The sequence below is a fragment of the Rodentibacter myodis genome (assembly GCF_001999305.1).
Classification (GTDB): Bacteria; Pseudomonadota; Gammaproteobacteria; order Enterobacterales; family Pasteurellaceae; genus Rodentibacter; species Rodentibacter myodis.
The window spans coordinates 64,626-86,646 of record NZ_MLHQ01000026.1 but is presented as its reverse complement, the minus strand read 5'-3'; the positions used below and the strand labels follow the sequence as shown (position 1 = coordinate 86,646).

The window sequence follows — 22,021 nt, the reverse complement described above, 5'->3', positions numbered from 1 at the left end:
TGACAGGACGCCAGCGTGGCGTCCCTACTGATCACGTTATTGATAAGGATGCGAAGTGTCACGTCCCGACTGCACATTCTTTTCCCTTTGTGCGTCTGCAATATTATTCATCGTTAAATCTTGGCAGAGTTATATCAATTCGCGTTCCGTGCCAATGTGGCGAGGTGGCCTGCTCTCGGGCAATCAAGCGAAATGTACCGCATAACACATCCACCCGCTCTTGCATTCCTTTTAAACCAAATCCATATTTTACCTTCTCCGGGTCAAAACCTTTGCCGTCATCCTCAATCCGCAGTTGAATATCCTGCTGAATTTTGACTGAGATCCTGACGTTATTCGCTTCGGCATATTTCACAATATTATTCAGCCCTTCTTGGCATAAACGATAAAGGGTAATTTCTTGAATATGATCAAGTGGAATATTTTCTTCATTTTCCCAATAAAGTGCGGTCGAAATTTCGTGCATTTTGAAATCCAGTTCTAAAAATAAATTTTGGATCGCCTGCTGAAGCGGTAAATCATCCAGCATTTTTGGACGAATACGATTCAACATTCCCTTTGTGGTGTCATAAATATTAAGCGAAAGCCGTTCAATCGTGTGACTTATCTGTACAATTTTTGGAGAGGTTTCAAGGCGTTTCATAATAGCGGCTTGAGTGCGGATTGCCGTGATCGTTTGCCCAATTTCATCGTGCAATTCATGGGAAATTTGTCGGCGAATAGCTTCTTCCGTATTAATCAACTTACGGGTCAAATCTCGATTACGGGTAAGTTCTAAACTGAGGCTTTGATTGAGATCCCGTTGGTATTGAATGGCAAAGCCAAGAAAAATACCGGTGATGGTTTGTGTGGAAATCAGCAAAAATAAATCCGTGAATTCATCGGGAGAAAAATGTTTCACCGTGCCAATCAACGTAATGCTATTAATTAGCGTGCCTAAAATTGCCCCTTGCCAACCATAATAATAAGCAAGCAAAATGATGGGAATAGAAAGGAAAAATAACGCAAAACGATGAAATTCTTCCGGTGTATAAATTTGAATCAGCATATTGAGTAAAAATAAAAAGAGATAAGTCAAAATATGCCGTCCTTGAGAAAGGATAAAATGATAAACCGACTTCGGTTTAAGCGAAATTCGACAATGTTTAAATAAAAATTCACACCCTAAAAAATAACTTGGAAGCACGAGTAACATTCCACTAAAGGCAGTTAAAAAGGCGTAAGAAAAAGGCAGTGATAGTACCATTGCAATTAACGCATAAAATGCTGCGACACCCAGTGCCAATATGCCCTGTACGGCAAATTTTTGGCGTTCATTACCCTGATAATATTCCTGCATAATGGCGGTGATGGGCAAACTGCAAAGGCTTAAAATCATTGCCGGAAAACAATATTCATGCGGTGAAATCAACATTATCAAGGATAAAGCAAGGATTTCCGCACTATAAGTAAAAAACCAACATTTTTTAGGCAAGTGTAAATTCACTGCCAAACGCAGTGGAAAGGGCAAAAACAATAGTGCCAATAGTGTATTGTTTAATAAATAATCCGATATTGCCCACGCCAAAACGTAGGCAGAAAGCAGGATTAATCCGCCATAAAAGCGGGAGATAAGTGATTTCATTTAATGATATTGATGGAATAAATTGGTTAATTCCACGTTATTTTTAACATCTAATTTGCTCATAATATTGGCACGATGAGCGTGGATGGTTTTGAAACTTAGCCCTAATTTTTCGGCGATTTCTTTGGCTTCCAGCCCTTGACTGAGTAACTCACAAATTTGCAATTCACGTTTGGTTAATTGTTCTAACGGATTGTAATGACGATTAGAGACCAATTTTGCCGTTAATTCCGGCATTAAATACACCCCACCCGCATTTACTGTTCTTACCGCCTGAATGAGTTCTTCAGGGCTACAACCTTTACTCAAATAGCCTTTCGCCCCCAATTCTAGGGCTTTTTTAACGCTCATTTCCGAATCGTTCACACTCAACATAATGCAATGAATACCGGACGGTAAGGTTTTCAACAATTCCAATCCGCTTTCATCGGGCATTGAAATATCCACAATGCACACATTGGCTTTGGTACCGGGTAAATATTGGCGGGTTTCTTTTGCCGAACCAAACTCCCCCACCACTTCAATATCTTCTTCCAGTGAAAGTAACTGTGCAAATCCTGAACGCACAATAAGATGATCATCAATTAATGCTACTTTTATCATCAAAACTTTCCTCTATTTTTTGAGGGGCGGATTGTAGCACCGAAAAAAAGTGCGGTAAAAACTTTTCCGTTTTTGACCGCACTTTGGTTATGAATAGATATAGATTTAATGAAGTAATTTTTAAATTAACGTTTTTGTGCTTCTAATTTTTTCAAATGACGGATTTTACGTTCTTCCGCAATGGCAACGAAAGCAAGCAAGATCATACAAATAATTGCGGAAGCATCCAAGGCTGCAAAAGTACCGTCCCAACCGGTTAAACCAAAAATTGGGGTGCCATCGGCGATCATCCCTAAACCTAATTTTGCAAAACTATCACCAATCAAGTAGGCGAATGTTCCTTTCACCCCATCGGCGACCGCAATGGCTTTTTTCGGTACAAAACCTACTGCCGCCACACCGATTAATAATTGTGGGCCAAACACCAAGAAACCAAGCACAAACAAGGTGATAAGATACATCGTTTCATTGTTGGCGTGTTGATAAAAACCAATGGTGAAGGTAATTAAGACTAACGCAACACAAGCCAATAAAGCACGGCGACCGTTTGCCAAGTCGGATAAATAGCCCCACAAGAATGTACCGACAAGTGCGCCCACTTCAAATAAGGCAAAGCCCGAAATTGCCGCATCTTTTGAGAAACCAAGTTCTTGATAAGCATAAACCGGTGACCATTGATCCACCCCAATGCGTACAATATAAAGGAAAATATTGGCAAAACAAAGCAACCAAATCACTTTATTTTTTAATACGTATTGGATAAAAATTTGTTTTTTCGTGAGTTGATTTTCTTCCGCATCTTTATCTTCTTCAGAAATTTCTTCACCAAATAATTCTTCCGCTTTCCCTAATCCGTAGGCTTCCGGTGAATCGCTACCATAACGCAACCCTATAAAACCAATGATTAACGCCACGATTGATGGGAATACAAACATACCGATGACGTGACCATCAAAGAACACGTTAGCACCAAATAATGCCACACCGGCAGCCGCTGCCCCGCCCACATTGTGAGAAAGATTCCAGAAACCTAAGAATGTGCCGCGTTTTTTACGTGGTGTCCATTTTGTAATGGTGGAATAACTGGAAGAACCACCGGTACTTTGGAAGAAACCGCTTAATGCGTAGAATGCCACCATTAAGAAAATTGCAATACTGCTGCCGCCCATACTGGCACTAAAGCCAAGCATACAAAGTGCGGAAAGAATCAGCATAAAAGGCACAAATTGTTTGGTATTTTTACCGTCCGCATAGTAGGAAACGATAGTTTTACCCACGCCATAAGTGATTGAAAAACCAAGACCAATCATCCCCAGTTGGGTTTTCGTCAGTCCATAAGTTTCAATCATATCGTTTTGGGCGATATTAAAATTTTTACGCACCAAATACATTGCCATATACCCGAAAAATACAACCAAATAGGATTGCATAAAGGGTTTAAACCACATTTTACGACGTTCTTCGACCGGCAAGTCGAGTGTCGGTTTTCTTACTTGATTTAAGAAATTAAGCATAAAATAAACTCCGAGTTAAACAACCGCGTGCATAATAGATCGGAATTCACACTTACTCTTGCGAATAGCACTTAAAAAAAACTAGGAATTATTCTTAGATCATTCAATTTTCTGAGAGAAATGTGAGGTAAATCACAAAATTCAAATAAAAAAACTCGGTCAAAATTGACCGCACTTTCTCTAATCGCTGAACTACATCACCACCACATCAAACTGTTCTTGATTGTAAAATGGTTCGGTTTTCACTTGAACTTGTTTGCCGATGAACATTTCCACTTCAGGTAAAAGCCCGTGGGATTCTTCATTAATCAAATATTCCGCCACTGCCGGTGAGGCATAAACCACAAATTGTTCGCTGCTGAACAAACGATAAACACGAATGATTTCCCGCATAATTTCATAACAGACGGTTTCCACCGTTTTGATATGTCCTCGACCGTGGCAAGCCGGACATTCATCACACAATATATGTTCCAAACTTTCACGGGTGCGTTTGCGTGTCATTTCCACCAAACCTAACTGGGTAAAGCCATTCACACCGGTTTTTATGCGATCTTTTGAAAGGGCATCTTGTAAGGATTCCAACACCCGATTTCGATGATCTTCCAACTGCATATCAATAAAATCAATAATGATAATGCCACCAAGATTACGCAGTTGGAGCTGCTGGGCAATGGCTTTGGTAGCTTCAATGTTGGTATTAAAAATGGTTTCTTCCAAATTGCGATGTCCCACAAATGCACCGGTATTAATGTCAATTGTGGTCATTGCTTCTGTTTGTTCAATAATCAGATAACCACCGGATTTTAAATTCACCCGTTTATCCAAGGCTTGTTGAATACTATTTTCTACGCCATATACATCAAAAAGCGGTTGATTTCCGCTATAAAGCACCAGTTTTTCACTCAATTCGGGCATAAATTCATCGGTAAATTCTTTCACTTCATTAAAGCAAAGATTGGAATCGATACGAATTTTTTCTAAGGTTGTGCCGATAAAATCACGCAAAATACGTTGAGGCAATGCCGGTTCGCCGTAAATTTTGGAACGGGTCGGATATTTACTTTTACGCTCTAACACCTTACGCCATAACCGTTTGAGAAATTCCGCATCTTGCCGAAGTTCCTCCTCCGTTGCCCCTTCTGTTGCGGTGCGAATAATAAATCCCCCCAGTTCATCACAAAGCGGTTCAACCAAGGCTTTTAAACGCGCCCGTTCTTCTTCGCTTTCGATACGTTGAGACACACCAACGTGGCTGTTTTCCGGCATAAAAACAAGATGGCGGGAAGGCAGGGTAATATCGGTGGTTAAACGCGCACCCTTTGTGCCAAGGGGATCTTTTACCACTTGCACCACAATGTCTTGTCCCTCACGCACCAATTCAGAAATACTTTTTACTTTAAATTGTTTCTGTTCGTTTTCATCCACACATTCCGTGTGTGACACAATATCGGAAGCGTGTAAAAATGCGGCTTTTTCCAAGCCGATATCTACAAATGCGGACTGCATTCCGGGTAATACCCGTGTTACTCTGCCCTTATAAATATTCCCCACAATGCCACATTTGGCACGGCGTTCAATATGCACTTCTTTTAATACGCCCGTTTCCATTAACGCAATGCGCGTTTCGTTTGGCGTAACATTCATTAATAATTCTACTGCGTCCATTTTGTTGTCTTAATCGCTCCTTTGAAAAAATAGAATAATAGACTTAAATAAGGTAAAATGCGAGCTTTCTCAAATTTTTGATACTTTTCTTGGGGTTATCTTGATGTTTGGTTTTGACCCAACGTTCATCACATTTACCATTTATATTTTCGGAATGTTGCTCATCGGCGTGCTTGCCTATTATTACACCAATAATTTATCCGATTATATTTTAGGCGGTCGCCGTTTAGGCAGTTTTGTCACCGCAATGTCCGCCGGGGCTTCCGATATGTCCGGCTGGCTTTTGATGGGCTTACCGGGAGCGGTGTATTTATCCGGTTTAGTGGAAGGATGGATTGCCATCGGGCTGGTAATTGGCGCGTATTTCAACTGGCTGCTGGTTTCCGGCAGATTACGTATTTATACCGAACTCAATCACAATGCCCTTACGCTGCCTGAATATTTTCATCATCGTTTTGGCACTTCACATAAATTCTTAAAAATCATTTCTGCGACCATTATTTTAGTTTTTTTCACCATTTACTGTGCTTCCGGTGTGGTTGCCGGTGCAAAACTTTTCCAAAACCTTTTTTCGGTGGAATATTCAACCGCACTTTGGTTTGGTGCGGCGGCAACCATTGCTTACACCTTTATCGGCGGTTTTCTCGCCGTCAGCTGGACAGACACCATTCAAGCCACGTTAATGATTTTTGCCTTAATCCTAACCCCTGTTTTCGTGCTATTAAGCATTGGCGACACTTCTCAATTTTCAGCGGTCTTGGCACAAGCAGAAACTGCCGCAAACAAAGACTTCACCGATTTATTGACAGGCACTACGCCACTGGGTTTATTAAGCCTTGCCGCTTGGGGCTTAGGCTATTTTGGTCAACCACATATTTTGGCACGCTTTATGGCGGCGTATTCGGTAAAGTCCCTCATCAAAGCACGCCGCATTAGTATGATGTGGATGATACTTTGCCTTGGTGGCGCGATTGGAATTGGTTTTTTCGCCATTCCATATTTTTTTGCCAATCCACAACTTGCCGGTACAGTAAATCACGAGCCGGAACAAGTTTTTATTGAATTGGCAAAATTATTATTTAACCCGTGGATTGCCGGTATTTTACTTTCGGCGATTTTGGCGGCAGTAATGAGTACATTAAGCGCACAGTTACTCATTTCTTCCAGTTCCGTCACGGAAGATTTCTACAAAGGTTTTATCCGTCCTAAGGCTTCAGAAAAAGAGCTGGTTTGGTTGGGACGTGCAATGGTATTGGTGATCGCCGCCATCGCCATTTGGATCGCACAAGATGAAAACAGCAAAGTCTTAAAACTGGTCGAATTTGCGTGGGCTGGCTTCGGCAGTGCATTTGGTCCTGTCGTGCTTTTTTCCTTATTCTGGAAGCGAATGACTTCTTCCGGCGCAATGGCGGGAATGCTCGTGGGAGCGATCACCGTTTTTTCGTGGAAAGTCATTATTCCAACGGAAAGTGATTGGTTTAAAGTGTATGAAATGATCCCGGGCTTTGTCTTCGGCAGCTTGGCGATTATTGTCGCTTCACTCATTTCTCCCCCACCCAAACAAAGCGTGATAGACACCTTCAACAAAGCCGAAAAAGCCTATAAGGAAGCAAAATGATTGATTTTCGCCCTTTTTATCAACAAATCGCCACAAGTTCACTCTCTGATTGGTTAGAGACCCTTCCCCTTCAATTAAAGCAATGGGAAAAACAAACCCACGGCGACTATGAAAAATGGTCAAAAATTGTGGATTTTTTGCCCGATCTACAAGCAGACCGCATAGATTTAAAAAACGCCGTGAAATCTGACCACACTTTGCCCCTTTCCGAAGGCGAAAAACAACGCATTACTCATCATTTAAAACAACTAATGCCGTGGCGAAAAGGGCCTTATCATTTATTTGGTATCCACGTAGATTGTGAATGGCGTTCTGATTTCAAATGGGATCGCGTCCTTCCTCACCTTGCGCCCTTAAAAGATCGCCTTATTTTAGATGTGGGCTGCGGCAGTGGGTATCATATGTGGCGAATGGTGGGGGAAGGCGCAAAAATGGTGGTCGGCATTGACCCAACAGAACTTTTCCTTTGCCAATTTGAAGCGGTACGCAAATTACTCAATAACGATCGGCGGGCAAACCTTATCCCCCTTGGTATTGAACAAATGCAACCACTCGCCGCTTTCGATACGGTGTTTTCAATGGGCGTGCTTTATCACCGCAAATCACCGCTGGATCATTTAACGCAACTTAAAAACCAACTGAAAAAAGGCGGCGAATTAGTGCTGGAAACACTGGTTATTGAGGGCGATGTCAACACCGTTCTCGTCCCTGCCGACCGTTATGCCAAAATGAAAAATGTGTATTTTATCCCCTCTGTGGCGGCATTGATAAATTGGTTAGAAAAAGTGGGCTTTAGCAATGTACGCTGTGTCGATATAGCGCCAACAACCCTCGAGGAACAACGCAAAACCGATTGGTTAGAAAATGAGAGTTTAATTGATTTCTTAGACCCAACGGATCATCGTAAAACCATTGAAGGCTACCAAGCCCCTACAAGAGCGGTGATTTTGGCGAACAAATAAATTCAAAGTATAAAAAAAATGCGGTCAATTTTAAAATACATTTAAAACCGACCGCACTTTTTTATTTAACGCAATCTAGCCTTGTTGCGCCTGTACTGAGGCGTAAGCAATCATATTGATGATACGGCGAACGGAGGCATTCGGATTTAAAATATGGGCGGATTTTTTCACCCCCATCAAAATTGGGCCTACGGTGATCGCCGTGGTTGTGCCGCGTAATAAGCTGTAACTAATACGTGACGCACTTAAATTTGGGAACACCAGTAAGTTTGCCGATCCTTTTAATGGGCTGTCCGGCATAATGTCAAGACGATGGGCTTCATTCATTGCTAAATCACCACGCATTTCACCATCAATCATTAAGTTTGGATTGCGTGCTTTGACAAGTTCCAACACTTCACGCATTTTTGGCGCGCCTAATTCATTGGATGAACCGTAATTTGAGTGGGAAAGCAGTGCAACGGCAGGTTCAATACCAAAACGATGTACTTCTTCTGCCGCCATTAAGGTGATTTCTGCCAATTCTTCCGCATTCGGATCAATATTTACGTGCGTATCCGTTAAGAACACATTACCGGTCGGCAACACCAAACTTTGTAAGGTTGCCGGCACTTCCACGCCTTCTTTTAAGCCGATAATCGCTTTAATGGATTCTAAATGCTTACCGTAAGAACCAAACAAACCGCAGATTAAGCCATCCGCATAACCGAGGTTAACTAAAAGAGAGGCAAGTACTGTGGTGTTTGAACGTACCACACGTTTGGCAATGGCGCGGGTGATACCTTTGCGTTTGGTGAGTTCGTAGTAATGTTGCCAACATTCTTCATAACGAGGGTTGTTTTCATTATCCACAATCTCAAAATCCACACCCGATTGTAAACGTAAGCCAAGTTTTTTGATTTTGGCGTCAATCACCGCTTCACGACCAATTAAAATCGGTTTTGCCAAGCCCATTGAAATCACTTCTTGTGTGGCGTGTAAGGCATTGGTTTCCTCGCCTTCGGCAATGATAATGCGTTGTGGTGCTTCTTTCGCTTGGTGGAAAATCGGACGCATAAAGAGGCTGGTTTTGTAAACAAATTGGGTTAATTTTTCAATGTATTCGTCCCAATCGGAAATAGGTCGGGTCGCCACGCCGGATTCCATTGCTGCTTTTGCGACCGCCGGTGCAATACGCACAATCAGACGCGGATCAAATGGGCGTGGAATGACATAATCCGCCCCGAAAGCCGTCCCTTCACCGCCATAGGCAGAAGTCACTACTTCGTTTTGTTCTTCAAGGGCAAGATCTGCAATGGCATAAACTGCCGCACGTTTCATTTCTTCATTAATTGCCGTTGCGCCCACATCTAATGCACCACGGAAAATAAAGGGGAAACAAAGTACGTTATTCACTTGATTCGGATAGTCGGAACGGCCGGTACAGACAATTGCATCAGGGCGAACGGCTTTTGCTTCCGGCGGTGTGATTTCCGGATTTGGGTTTGCCAAGGCAAGAATAATCGGATGGGCTGCCATAGTTTTCACCATCTCTTGCGTTAATGCGCCTGCCGCAGAGCAACCGAGGAAAATATCTGCATTTGGCATGGCATCTGCCAATGTACGCCAACCGTTGTCTTCAATGGCATACTCTTTTTTGGTTTGATCCATTCGATCATCACGGTTTTTATATACCACGCCTTTAGAATCGCAAATGGTGATATTTTCACGTTTCATTCCAAGGGATAAAAGCAGATTCAAACAGGCGATTGAGGCAGCACCGGCACCGGATGCCACAAGACGAACTTCTTCAATTTTTTTACCCACAATGCGTAATGAATTAATAATTGCCGCCGCACTGATGATCGCTGTGCCGTGTTGGTCATCGTGGAAAACCGGAATATTCATACGTTCACGCAATTTTTGTTCAATATAAAAACATTCCGGGGCTTTAATATCTTCAAGATTCACGCCGCCAAAAGTCGGTTCAAGGGAGGCGATAATATCCACTAATTTATCCGGATCACGTTCGTTCACTTCAATATCAAACACGTTAATACCGGCGAATTTTTTAAATAACACGCCTTTACCTTCCATCACCGGTTTACCTGCCAGTGCGCCGATATTTCCCAATCCAAGCACTGCCGTACCGTTTGAGATGACTGCCACTAAATTGCCACGTGCGGTATATTTGTAGGAAGCCTGAGGATCTTTTTCAATTTCCAAACAGGGTTCTGCCACACCGGGAGAATAAGCAAGGGCTAAATCACGCTGTGTTGCCAGTGATTTTGTCGGGGTAACTTCAATTTTTCCCGGAATAGGGAACTCATGAAAATCTAATGCTGCTTGGCGTAATTGGTCGCTCATATAAATACTCCGTTGTTGTGAGGCGAAACTCCATTTTGGAAGAATCGAATTGAAAAAACGCCCCGATTATACCTTCTCTTTGCAAGCAAAATTGTGATGAAGTGCAAATTTTTACAAATTCGTCACAAAATTAATGATTGAATCCATAAGCCTAAAAGGGGTAGCATAGGCGGATTAAGGAGAATGTTATGCTGTTATCAATGTTAAAAAATGCCCTCAATAAATGGCAACGAAAATCCATTAATCGCCGTCTCAAATCCCGTTTAGAAAATCACGGAATGAGTGTGATTTCAGCCAACTGTGTGGGGGCATTTATTCTGCACGATTTAAATGAGCCTTTTAATTCTCCCTTTGTCAATCTTTACCTCAGCCCGAAAGATTTTATCCGTTACCTTCAAAATATTGAATTTTATCAACAACAACCGCTTGAATTTATACCGTCAGAAAAAGCCTATCCCGTTGGCAAACTTGCGGATCTTAAAATTCACTTTATGCACTATCACAGTGAACAGGAAGCGAAAGAAAAATGGCTCGCCCGCACGGCACGAATTAATCTTGATAACTTATTTATTGTGATGACGGATAAAGATGGCACACAAGGGATTGTCTATGAAGATTTAGTGGCATTTGATCAACTGCCCTTCAAAAATAAAGTGGTTTTTACCCATAAACCTTATCCCGAACTGGCTTCTGCCTTTTACATCAAAGGTTTTGAAAATCAAAACCAAGTGGGCGATATTTTTACGTTTTCAGGCTGGAATGGGGAAAAATATTACGATCAATTTGATTATGTGGCGTGGTTTAATCAACGCTAATCTTCATTTTCTACTCCAATAATGTAAAACAACCAACGAAAGAGAACACCTATGCGATTAGATAAATTTATAGCCGAAAATACCGGTTTAACCCGCTCTCAAGCCACTAAAGCCATTCGCCAAAGTACGGTCAAAATTAACGGTGAAATTGAAAAAAACAGCGCGCGTAAAATTACACAAAATGATGAAGTTTATTTTGAGGATAAACACCTTAATTGGCTGGAAAGCGGACAATATTTTATGTTGAACAAACCCCAAGGTTATGTCTGCTCAAATGATGACGGTGATTACCCAACCATTTATCAATTCTTCGATTATCCCCTTGCCGGCAAACTCCATAGCGCAGGGCGTTTAGATGTAGATACCACAGGTCTTGTGCTTTTAACCGATGACGGGCAATGGTCACATCGTATTACATCCCCCAAACATCATTGTGAGAAAACCTATCTCGTTACCCTAGCCGATCCGGTGGAGAAACATTATGTGCAAGCCTGTGCTGACGGCATTTTATTACGCGGTGAAAAAAATCCGACCAAACCGGCAAAACTTGAAATTTTGGATGATTACAATGTCAATCTAACCATTTCGGAAGGGCGTTATCATCAAGTCAAACGAATGTTTGCCGCACTCGGTAATAAAGTGATTGGCTTGCACCGGTGGAAAATTGGCGATGTGATGTTAGACGAAACCTTAGAGGAAGGGGAATATCGTCCCCTTACGCAAGCAGAAATTGATAGTTTGGTGAAATAAGATGACACAAAATGTAAAACCTACCTTTATTTTTATTGTTACGCTCGGCATTTTATCTATGCTCCCACCTTTCGGGGTGGATATGTATTTGCCGTCATTTTTAGAAATTGCGAAAGATCTCAACATCAGCCCCGAGCAAGTGCAACATACCCTCACAGCTTTTGCCTATGGAATGGCGTTTGGACAATTATTTTGGGGGCCTTTTGGCGACAGCTTCGGACGTAAACCGATAATTTTACTTGGTGTGATTATCGGCGCGATCACCGCCCTTATTCTGACCGAAATAAATTCTATCGGAAATTTCACCGCACTTCGTTTTGTACAAGGCTTTTTTGGTGCCGCACCGGTTGTGCTATCAGGGGCATTGCTGCGGGATTTATTTAGCAAAGATGAACTTTCCAAAGTGATGTCCACCATTACCCTTGTGTTTATGATCGCACCTCTCATTGCACCTATCATTGGCGGTTATATTGTGAAATATTTCCATTGGCACGCCATTTTTTATGTGATCGCCATTATGGGGGGATTATCCGCCTTATTGGTTTTTGTGGTGATTCCGGAAACCCATAAAAAAGAAAATCGGATTCCACTACGCCTCAATATTATTGCCCGTAACTTTATGAGCCTCTGGAAACAAAAAGAAGTGCTGGGCTATATGTTTGCCGCCTCTTTTGGCTTTGGCGGTTTATTCGCATTTGTGACGGCAGGTTCTATTGTGTATATCGGCATTTACGGCATTGCGGTAGATCAATTCGGTTATTTCTTTATGTTGAATATTGCCATTATGACTTTTGCCTCTTTTTTAAACGGGCGATTTGTGCTTAAAGTTGGTGCAGAAACAATGTTACGCATTGGGTTAGCGATCCAATTTTTGGCCGGAATATGGCTGGTTTTGACCGCACTTTTTGATTTTGGCTTTTGGTCTATGGCACTCGGCGTAGCATTTTTCGTGGGACAAAACCCACTCATTTCTTCCAATGCAATGGCATCTGTTCTGGAAAAATTCCCAACAATGGCAGGCACCGCCAATTCCCTAATGGGCAGCGTGCGTTTTGCAGTTGGTGCAATAATGGGATCTCTGGTCGCAATGATGAAAATGGATACCGCCGCACCAATGTTATTCACTATGGGGGGCTGTGTCGTTATTTCTGTATTAGCTTACTATTTCCTGACCTATCGAAATTTAAAAGCGTAAAAAGTGCGGTCAAAATTGACCGCACTTTTTCTATTTTCAGGTATTATGTAGCAAATATACAAAGCCAAATAATAGGATTTTGTAGGGATGCCATACTGGCGTTCTTATATTAACTCATTAAAATTATTTGGATTTTAATAAGTACGCCAAGCATAGCTTCTCTACCGCTCACGTTATATTCTCTTTGTGCATTTGCTACATAATATCGTGTTGTTCAGTACAACATATCACTATTCTCACTTTTTTGTTCTAACACAGGATTCTTAATTCCGAATAATTTCTAATGCTAAGCGTAGCCGTTTTAGCTCCTCTTAACTGACGTTAATTCTCTATTAATCTCTACAATCTAAGACGGTATCACTATCCCACTCGATTGATACTATTCGTCATAAAATCTTGACTACCAATATTCACGTATGTGGGTCGTATTAATATCAAAGATAATCAAAATAATTCCCACTATTTTCATTCAAATGTGGGGGCTATTTGAGGAGCGATAAAATAGATATCAACGAATATCAAAATTATTAGTACCCCATAAACAAAATGATCTTGATTATCATTATCAATAAAATTAAAATCTCGGCACAATTTAGCAATGAAAAAAGGAAAAACTATGGATAGTAAATCTTATTTATTACTGAAAGGCTTGACGTTCAGTGCAGTTACCGTTGCAGTGACTTCTGTTTCCGCTACGGCTTATGAACGAGGCAAAGGAACGATTGCAACAGTGAATGCCGAGGATAGAATTGAAAGAATTGACACTATCTCGCCAACCGAAAATACTGAAGAACGAATTAAAGGGAAATTTAATCGTTCGGGTAACCCGGTACGGATTATTTGGTATGGCAATCCAAAAGATAATGATGGCAAAGTACCGCAAACCGGTGCGAATAACCAAGGGCAAATTATCGGTAAAGTGGTTGCAACGGGGCTACCGACTACAGAATCCGAAGATAGACGAGGTGCAATTTCCATTGATGGTGTAGCAAATGGGATCGATGCACTCGGTTGGTCAGCTCCCAGCAATGCGAATGATGTCATCTTTACACTTGATAATGTTTCCAATAATGGCTCAATTGCGGCGGAAGCAGCGCTACAAGGCGGAGCAGCAGAAACCCACGGCGATATTCAAAGCTATGGTAGCGGGAACGGTATTTCGATTGTTGGGTTGGCAGATTTTGGTAAGCATAATGCCGAAATCAGTGCCGATGGCATTGCGGACGGTTATAGCGGTGCAACGGGCGTATCCCGTAGACATACAAGCCGTAGTTCAAGCGCCCAACCCCGTGCCGTTGCAGACGTTACGCCAGCTTCCCCGGAATTGGAAGGGGTGGATTTTGAAGGAAAAACCGTTGACGTTAGCCTAAATAATGTTAATAACGACGGTATAATCGCCGCTAAAATTCATGCACAGGCAAATCAAAATACAATGGCTCGTACCTCAAGCTATAAACCTCAATTCTATTCCGTAACCACCACAGCTTCCGGTAATGCAATATCTGCCGCCTCCTATGTAAATACCATTGACAAGCAAACCTTCTCGGAAGGAAAAAATAATTTCGCCAAATTAGGTACTATTCACAATAGCGGCCATTTAGTTGGCGAAGCTCACTTGTTGGGCGGTCAAAATACAACCCATACCGGCACATCCGCTACCAATAGTGGGAACGGGATTTCCGCCATGGCATTAAGCGGGCAATTTGCGAAAAATAGAACGGAAAGTGCGGTCGGAAATATCCAAAATTCTGGCGAAATTACCGGCTCATTGGAACAAATTTCCGGCAATAACGCCAATTATCAAGGCTTTCACCTTTATTCCAACGCTAAATCCCACAGTAGCGGTAACGGCGTGGCAGTAATGGCGGAATCGTCCAACGGTCAAACCGCTTACCCAACCAATGCAACCTTAGGAAATGTACAAAACAGCGGTCGGATTAGCGGTGCGGCAAACGTGCAAGCGGGTAACGGTATGGGCGAAATAATGGCGATTAGCTATGTGTCCGGTAATGGCTTATCCACTTCTGCACAAGGAAACAGCGGACAAAACTCGACTATCGGCAATGTGGATAATAGCGGTATTATTCGGGGCCACTTAGAAGTGCGTAGCGGTAAATCTAGCAATGAGACAGATAAAGAATTTATTCCGGAGATCAATACCTCGCAAAATGCTTTCACCACTGCCGGAACAAACGGTCGTTTAAGTGCGGAAGACTGCAAATGGCTCGCCGCCGGTACACCGGGTTGTGAACCACCAACCACATCGACAACACCAACTCATCAACAGGCTACTGTACAAAGTGCAACCACTGTTCACGCCGGCGGTAACGGTATTTCGGCGTGGACTTACAGTGAATCCAGCGAGTACGGTCAACAAAATGCCCGTTTAGGCAATATTGATAACAGCGGCGTCATCAGTGGTTATACGAAAGTATGGCAAGGTTTTTCGCAAGGGAAACCTACCCGTGTTGATTACCGTAACAATGGTGCGGGTGTTGCCGTCAATGCAGAACATCACTCGAACATTACCAATGCGGGGATTATTTCTGGAAATCACAGTGCATTATTGGCTCGGGGTAAGATTGATACCTCTTGGAGTATCCATAATCCGGATTACCGTTCCGGTTTTAAAGGAAATATTGCAAATTACGGCATTCTTGCCGGGCGAATGATCATCGGGAATTATCAGCAGGATCAAACTTACGACCAATATTACCGTTATTTTGATACCGCGGATAAAACTGATCACAAAGTGAAAAATGGCGGTTTATACATCAAACTCAATGAGAATGAAGAAATTGAAAGCATCACCGTAGGTAATGCCCCTTCTTCCTTTACAAAAAATGGAAAAACTTACCAAGTCATTAACGCACCGCTTGTTGCGAACAGTAAAGATAGCGAAAAAGTGACCACGACCAATGAGAATATCACCCACACCATTATTAATGGTGTTGGAATGGCAAACGGTGCATTGGTTGTCGGCCATCACGTCAATTTAACCGATTCCATCATAAACGGCTATAAAACCACATTAAAAATTACAGGGAGCGGTGAGGTGAATGCAGACAGCACAACCTTAAATACCAACGGCTTTATGGTTAATAAAATGGAGAAACCACTTGCCGTATTGGGCGATAACGAAGCGAACAAATTTACCTTTGGCAATCAATCCCACATTAACGGTGATATTGATCTTAAAAGTGGTGATGACGAACTCACCATTGCAGACAGCACTGCCCGCTTTAACGGCAAAACCATTGATTTAGGCGAAGGCAACGATACCCTAAACTTTGGTAAAGCGGATATAAGCGGCTCACCGATTCAGGTAGGCTACAATGTGGCGAATGCGGAAAATCTAGTGATTAACCAAGAAACACTCTTCTTGGCAAATGCGAAGGTGGACGGTACGCAGAATATTATGCTCAATCAAGATCTGCATTATCAAGTGCTAGATCCGCAAAATCACGCCTTATACGGTAATCGTACCAATAAGCTCATATTAAACGGGAGCGGTAAATTTGTGGTCAATGCCGCTAAAGCATTAAGCGAATATGAAATACAATTTGCCCATTCAAAACTTGATCCGAAAATCACCTTTGCAACCAATAACGTTTTACAGTCAGCTGTCTTTAAAGACGGCAAATTGTTGATTCAACCTAAAGTCGTATTGAGTGCGGAAGAAGTAAAAAAACAGCAAGAAGATTTAGCTGCGCTACAACAACAACTTGCCGAGGTAGAAAAAGCTAAAGCCAAGGAGGAACAGGCTCATAACCAAGCCCAACAGCAGCAACAAGCCGAATTGGATAGCTTACGCAAAACATTAGCTCAGGCACAACAAGCTTTACAAAATGCAATGGTAGAACCAAACCTACAACCAGATCAATCTTCGACTCAACTTACACAGCCGAATGTACAGGTACAGGATAGTCGTGAAAAAATTGCAAAGTTAGAACAAAAAATTGCTGAGCTTAGCCAAGCGTTAGCCACCAAGCAAAGCAAAGCGGAAACGCACTTTAACACTGCCTATGCTAATGCTTACAATAGCTACATTACCGGCTGGAAAGCAAATGGCATAAATCCGTTAGAAGCATCCGCTTTAACCACGGATAAATCAACACAGCAAGCCAATAATGCCATTAATCATTATTTAGCGGAAACCGTAGAACACAATATTTACGGTGCAGTAGTTCATCGCTTAAATCAAACCATTTCGCAACAACGCCTTGCGTTATCTGCAATGCAAAAACGTTTGAAAGATCAAGAATGGCACCTTGCGGCACAAGGTCTTTTCGATAAGACCGATTACCACCAAACCGCCGATAAAGCCACCACAAGTGGTTCAATGCTTGCACTTCACTATGGCGTGAATGACAATTTGACTGTTGGCACACATATCGGCACGAACAAAACAACCATCACCGGTCTCAATCAAAGCCGGTTAAGCGGCAACGGCATCGCCCTTGGGGCTTATTTAAGCAAATATTTTGATCGCCTCACGCTTACAAGCGGTGTGATGTATGCTCAAAATCGCTTAAACGGCAAACGTTACATCAGCAACGGCTACAATAGCCACCAATTTGACGCTCGTATCAAAGCCAATGCCATCAGCGTCTATACACAACTGAAATATGCCTTACCGTTAAGCGAACAGTGGCAATTTATGCCCAAAGTGGACGTAGCTTATACCCGCTTTAACCAACAAGCGGTGAATGAAAACGGTGCAGCAGGCCTAAATATTGACGCATTGCACACAAACTATCTGGAAGCCGGAATTGGTCAAGAAATTGTTGGCACATTCCCCACCACTAATGGCAAGGCACAATTCAAAGTCAGTACGGATTATCGTGTTCTTTCCCGTGAAAAAGCGTTGCAAGGACGCTTCCATAACGGCAGTCAATTTGCAATTTACAGTGAACCAAACCGTAATATTACCAATATTGGGGCAGGTTTTGGCTACGAATGGCGTAATGGTCTTGCCTTTGATATAAAAATCGAGAAAGCCTTAGCCAAATCAGGTAATCAAACTATTGGTCATATGAAACTGGGTTATACCTTTTAACTCCAAAAATAAAACAATTAATATATCCTATTCACTAATTTAGGTATTATATTGTCACCACACAAAAACCAATAGATTTAAAGGCATAAAAAAGTGCGGTCAAATTTGACCGCACTTTTTCTCTTATAGCTAGACAACGTCTAGCTATAAAAAAACCACACGCTATGCATGTGGAATCGAAGAGCTTAAGTGATGAGTAAAATAGAAATTCTCCTATAATGAATAAGGCTGACAACCCAAATTCAACATATAGGAGAATAAGTCAATGGCAAATAAATCCAATGACGACCCAAGTCTACCACACGCCGGATGGAACTGTAAGTGTCATATAGTTTTCATTCCTAAGTATAGAAGAAAAGTGATCTTCGGAAAGCTAAAAGCAGATATAGATAGCATATTAAGACAGTTGTGTGCCTATAAAAATGTAGAAATTATAGAAGCACATGCAATGAAAGATCACATTCATATGTTAGTAAAAATCCCGCCCAAATTATCAGTATCAAGTTTTATGGGTTACCTAAAAGGTAAATTATCGTTAATGATTTTTGAAAGACACGCAAATTTAAAATATAAATATGGTAATCGAAATTTTTGGGTGAAAGGATTTTATGTGAGTCCGGTCGATTTGAATACAAAGGCGGTAGAGAAATATATAAGGAATCAGGGAAAAAGAATTTATCGAAGAAAGAAGATGTGGACCTTTTAAGGGGTAAGCCATAGGGTTTAAATCGCGGTTGTCAGTATTCACCTGCCTCTTGAGGGGCAGGTGAAGTACGAGGCCCTTATAGGGTAGTAGCCTAAAAACCGCACATTTTACGTGCAGATGTTATTTCTCGGTATTATGTAACTTGTTGCACAATGAACGTTTTTGGGAAACAATAGGGACATTACGCTTGGCGTCCTTAATATTAATCTACTGAAGTTAGTTGAATTTTGATAAGGATGTCAAGCGTGACGTCCTATCGGTCGCGTTATTTTCTCTTTGTGCGTTTGCTACATAATACTGCTACTTCCACGTCTGTTGTTCAAGCACGCGTTTTCTTAATTCAGGATAGTCTTCAATTCTAAATTCCGGTGTATTTCCGGCTTTTAATTGACGTTGATAATCTTTCATTAATTTCCACACAATTGGGGAAAGAATCACAATCGCGACTAGGTTGATAATCGCCATCACCGCCATTACCGTATCGGCGAAATTCCACACCACATTGCCGGAACGTACCGCACCGAAATAGACGAAAAACAATACCGCTAAACGGAATGTAAACACAAACCAAGGTTTGTTTTTTATAAAACGAATATTACTTTCCGCATAAGCATAGTTACCGATAATGGAAGAATAAGCGAATAGAAGTAGGATGAAAGCAAGGAAATGAACACCAAACTCACCAACGTGATATTGCAAGGCATTTTGGGTAAGCGAAATACTTTTTAATTCTTCGCCGCCGTAGTTATTCGATAATAAAATAACAATCGCCGTGCAGGTACATACCATCATTGTATCTACAAACACACCTAGCATTTGTACTAAACCTTGACTAACCGGATGTTTAACGTGTGCGGCAGCGGCGGCATTTGGTGCCGATCCCATACCGGCTTCATTTGAGAATAAACCGCGTTTAATTCCCATCATCATTGCTTTTGATACCATTGCCCCGAAGAAACCGCCTGCGGCTGCATCAAAAGTAAAAGCACTGGTGATGATATTGCGGATCACATTTGGCACTAACTCAATATTCATACCAAGAATAATCACCGCCATAATTAAGTAGAACAATGCCATCATTGGTACAAGGCTACTGGAAATCACCGCAATGCGTTTGATTCCGCCAAAAATAATGACCGCCGTTAAGATCACCAACACAATCCCCACATATTCGCCCTGCCAGTTCCAAGCGTTGCGGGTTGCTTCCACAATGGAGTTGGATTGCACGGAATTAAAAGCAAAACCAAAGGTAAAAATTAAGGCAAAGGCAAAGGCAACCGCCATCGTGCGGGATTTTAAACCTTGCACAATGTAATATGCCGGCCCACCACGAAATGTGCCGTCTTTATCTTGAATTTTGAATAATTGTGCCAGTGTGGATTCAGCAAAGGCACTCGACATCCCAATAAATGCCGTACACCACATCCAAAACACAGCACCTTCACCGCCCAAGGCAATGGCTGTTGCCACGCCGCCAATATTTCCCACCCCCACACGGCTGGCAAGTCCGGTAGCAAAGGCTTGGAAAGGTGTTAAAGAACTGCCTTCTGCGGCACGCCCAAACCACATTTCACGAATACTTGCCGGAAAAAGGCGGAGTTGTACAAATCCTGTCGTGACAGTAAAAAAGAGTCCCACACCCAATAGGATAACGATGGTGAGGTTCCATAATGGGCCGTCAAAATGCTCGACAATCCAAGTAAGAAATTGCTCTAAATAGCTCACTAATTCCATAAATGCCTCCAAATGACATTAAAGGTGAAAATTGTAAGGAAAGAAAAAACAAAAGCGATATTTATCAAAAAGACTCAAAAAATTAAAGGAATGAGAAAAGATACTTTCTAATAAAAAGAGTCATAACTGAATAAAATTCAAAAAACAGACAAAATTATTATGAATGATTAAATGCCTCTTCCCCTATCGCCACATTAAAATGATCATACCCAATACAACAATTGGAATAACCCTGCCTCATCTCAGGCTCATTCCTCCTATCGTTGTTAAGTTAATGTTAAATAACAGGTGGGCGATTGTAACAACATTTCGCAGAAAAAAATAAAAATTTTATTGAATTTATGATCTATCTCTCATTTTTTACGATATTTTTACCTAACTTTCCGAATTAAATAAGCGTATTATTCTGTTTTCGCCATTGATTAGGCGATACGCCATACCAACGGCGGAATGCCCGACTAAAAGCGTGAATATCTTGATACCCCAAGTAAAAGGCTATTTCGCCAATATTCATTTCATTTTTTTGCAAAAGCTGCTCCGCTGCCTCAAAACGGGTTTCATTTAAAAGTTGTTGAAAGCTCAAATGATGTTTATTTAACTGACGTTGTAATGTTCTTTCCGACAAAAAAAGTTGATCCGCAATGGTTTTTAATGTGGGTTTTGAACCGTTTAAATTACGGTAAATTTTGAGTTTAATCTGCTGTTTTAACACATCTCCGGCTTGCTTTAATAAGGCGTTTTCAAATTCAGGTATCAACAAATCAAGTAAATAGGGATTATGTGCGGTAAGTGGTTTTTGTAACACCTCTGTCCGATAAATCAAACGATTGTATTCGCAACCTGTTTTGATCGTACAACCAAAATGTTCGGCATACCCCTCCACTACCGACTGTCGGGTTAATTCGATGCTTAAAGGTGTAACATTCGGATAATGATGACGAAGTAATGAGTGAATGGTGGCAAAAAACATATCGGTAATCATCATTGGTTCGGATTGTTCTGTGGTCGTCCAATGGGTACTAATGAGAGTTTGATGTGAATCCGATTGAATTTTTACCGCTTGCGGACAAACCAGTTTTTTATATCGGCTCAATAGGTTTAAGGCATCTAAAAATGTCGCGGAATGTTGCATCATCATTACGGCAGGATCGCAAATGCCATAGTGATTGCCATTATCCAATCTTAGCCCTAGCAATCCATCCTGATTATATTTTTCAATACAACGCCAAAAAGAAAAATAATCAATGGTTTTCAACATTGGGCAAGGCTGAGCCAAAATCACGGGTGAAATTCCGGCTTCCTGCATAATACCAATCAGACTGCCAATTTCTTGATTCAGTTGAACCAATGTGGATCTCGGAAGTGGCACTTTATCATTACGTTTTGGCATTTTTCCCCTCTTCGGCACGATAGAATGTACCCTCTCA

Annotated in this window: 13 protein-coding genes and 1 pseudogene; 7 read left to right on the top strand and 7 right to left on the bottom strand. The window is 41.7% G+C overall.

The window, feature by feature from the left end; translation table 11 throughout:
- Window positions 1-103: 103 nt before the first annotated feature.
- The 4 genes from uhpB to rng all read right to left on the bottom strand — a co-directional run bounded on the left by uhpB (window position 104) and on the right by rng (window position 5,409).
- Window positions 104-1,624, bottom strand: a complete 1,521-nt coding sequence (gene uhpB / locus BKL49_RS10280; RefSeq protein WP_077425128.1) for a signal transduction histidine-protein kinase/phosphatase UhpB — start codon at window positions 1,622-1,624, stop codon at window positions 104-106.
- Window positions 1,625-2,227, bottom strand: coding sequence for a response regulator transcription factor UhpA (uhpA, locus tag BKL49_RS10275; protein WP_077425126.1), 603 nt, complete (start codon window positions 2,225-2,227; stop codon window positions 1,625-1,627).
- A gap of 125 nt (window positions 2,228-2,352) precedes the next feature.
- Window positions 2,353-3,741, bottom strand: coding sequence for a hexose-6-phosphate:phosphate antiporter (uhpT, locus tag BKL49_RS10270; RefSeq protein WP_077425124.1), 1,389 nt, complete (start codon window positions 3,739-3,741; stop codon window positions 2,353-2,355).
- 192 nt (window positions 3,742-3,933) lie between these two features.
- On the bottom strand, window positions 3,934-5,409 hold the full coding sequence (rng, locus tag BKL49_RS10265; protein ID WP_077425122.1) for a ribonuclease G: 1,476 nt from the start codon (window positions 5,407-5,409) through the stop codon (window positions 3,934-3,936).
- A gap of 103 nt (window positions 5,410-5,512) precedes the next feature.
- On the opposite strand from rng, the gene putP reads away from it, so the two are divergent.
- Both putP and cmoB read left to right on the top strand, forming a co-directional pair.
- Window positions 5,513-7,027, top strand: coding sequence for a sodium/proline symporter PutP (gene putP / locus BKL49_RS10260; RefSeq protein WP_077425120.1), 1,515 nt, complete (start codon window positions 5,513-5,515; stop codon window positions 7,025-7,027).
- Window positions 7,024-7,989 (top strand): tRNA 5-methoxyuridine(34)/uridine 5-oxyacetic acid(34) synthase CmoB, encoded by a 966-nt coding sequence (cmoB, locus tag BKL49_RS10255; RefSeq protein WP_077425118.1) that lies wholly within the window; start codon window positions 7,024-7,026, stop codon window positions 7,987-7,989. The genes putP and cmoB overlap by 4 nt, the downstream gene beginning before the upstream one ends.
- 75 nt (window positions 7,990-8,064) lie before the next feature.
- Here cmoB and BKL49_RS10250 read toward each other — a convergent pair whose 3' ends face one another.
- Window positions 8,065-10,335 (bottom strand): NADP-dependent malic enzyme, encoded by a 2,271-nt coding sequence (locus BKL49_RS10250; protein WP_077425116.1) that lies wholly within the window; start codon window positions 10,333-10,335, stop codon window positions 8,065-8,067.
- A gap of 188 nt (window positions 10,336-10,523) precedes the next feature.
- Here BKL49_RS10250 and BKL49_RS10245 point away from each other — a divergent pair, with 188 nt between their 5' ends.
- The 5 genes and pseudogenes from BKL49_RS10245 (at window position 10,524) to tnpA (ending at window position 18,874) form a co-directional block, all read left to right on the top strand.
- Entirely contained in the window at window positions 10,524-11,150 is a 627-nt protein-coding gene (locus BKL49_RS10245; RefSeq protein WP_077425114.1) for a DUF1919 domain-containing protein, read from the top strand.
- 51 nt (window positions 11,151-11,201) lie between these two features.
- Entirely contained in the window at window positions 11,202-11,900 is a 699-nt protein-coding gene (rsuA, locus tag BKL49_RS10240) for a 16S rRNA pseudouridine(516) synthase RsuA (protein WP_077425112.1), read from the top strand.
- Between the two features lies 1 nt (window position 11,901).
- Complete coding sequence (locus BKL49_RS10235) at window positions 11,902-13,095, top strand: Bcr/CflA family multidrug efflux MFS transporter (RefSeq protein WP_077425110.1); 1,194 nt, start codon at window positions 11,902-11,904, stop codon at window positions 13,093-13,095.
- A 616-nt stretch (window positions 13,096-13,711) separates the two neighbouring features.
- Window positions 13,712-18,154 (top strand): autotransporter outer membrane beta-barrel domain-containing protein, encoded by a 4,443-nt coding sequence (locus BKL49_RS10230; RefSeq protein WP_158074792.1) that lies wholly within the window; start codon window positions 13,712-13,714, stop codon window positions 18,152-18,154.
- Window positions 18,155-18,419: 265 nt separating this feature from the next.
- Window positions 18,420-18,874: pseudogene (tnpA, locus tag BKL49_RS10225) on the top strand (IS200/IS605 family transposase).
- A gap of 286 nt (window positions 18,875-19,160) precedes the next feature.
- On the opposite strand, the gene BKL49_RS10220 reads toward tnpA, so the two are convergent.
- The gene (locus BKL49_RS10220; RefSeq protein WP_077425106.1) at window positions 19,161-20,594 is read right to left on the bottom strand and encodes an alanine/glycine:cation symporter family protein; all 1,434 of its coding nucleotides are present in this window, start codon (window positions 20,592-20,594) and stop codon (window positions 19,161-19,163) included.
- A 388-nt stretch (window positions 20,595-20,982) separates the two neighbouring features.
- Window positions 20,983-21,984, bottom strand: a complete 1,002-nt coding sequence (locus tag BKL49_RS10215) for a helix-turn-helix domain-containing protein (protein ID WP_077425104.1) — start codon at window positions 21,982-21,984, stop codon at window positions 20,983-20,985.
- Window positions 21,985-22,021: the final 37 nt, after the last annotated feature.

Bases quoted from the DNA above. Each gene is read 5' to 3' on its own strand.
- uhpB (WP_077425128.1), bottom strand. From the start codon at position 1,624: ATGAAATCACTTATCTCCCGCTTTTATGGCGGATTAATCCTGCTTTCT.
- uhpA (WP_077425126.1), bottom strand. From the start codon at position 2,227: ATGATAAAAGTAGCATTAATTGATGATCATCTTATTGTGCGTTCAGGA.
- uhpT (WP_077425124.1), bottom strand. From the start codon at position 3,741: ATGCTTAATTTCTTAAATCAAGTAAGAAAACCGACACTCGACTTGCCG.
- rng (WP_077425122.1), bottom strand. From the start codon at position 5,409: ATGGACGCAGTAGAATTATTAATGAATGTTACGCCAAACGAAACGCGC.
- putP (WP_077425120.1), top strand. From the start codon at position 5,513: ATGTTTGGTTTTGACCCAACGTTCATCACATTTACCATTTATATTTTC.
- cmoB (WP_077425118.1), top strand. From the start codon at position 7,024: ATGATTGATTTTCGCCCTTTTTATCAACAAATCGCCACAAGTTCACTC.
- BKL49_RS10250 (WP_077425116.1), bottom strand. From the start codon at position 10,335: ATGAGCGACCAATTACGCCAAGCAGCATTAGATTTTCATGAGTTCCCT.
- BKL49_RS10245 (WP_077425114.1), top strand. From the start codon at position 10,524: ATGCTGTTATCAATGTTAAAAAATGCCCTCAATAAATGGCAACGAAAA.
- rsuA (WP_077425112.1), top strand. From the start codon at position 11,202: ATGCGATTAGATAAATTTATAGCCGAAAATACCGGTTTAACCCGCTCT.
- BKL49_RS10235 (WP_077425110.1), top strand. From the start codon at position 11,902: ATGACACAAAATGTAAAACCTACCTTTATTTTTATTGTTACGCTCGGC.
- BKL49_RS10230 (WP_158074792.1), top strand. From the start codon at position 13,712: ATGGATAGTAAATCTTATTTATTACTGAAAGGCTTGACGTTCAGTGCA.
- BKL49_RS10220 (WP_077425106.1), bottom strand. From the start codon at position 20,594: ATGGAATTAGTGAGCTATTTAGAGCAATTTCTTACTTGGATTGTCGAG.
- BKL49_RS10215 (WP_077425104.1), bottom strand. From the start codon at position 21,984: ATGCCAAAACGTAATGATAAAGTGCCACTTCCGAGATCCACATTGGTT.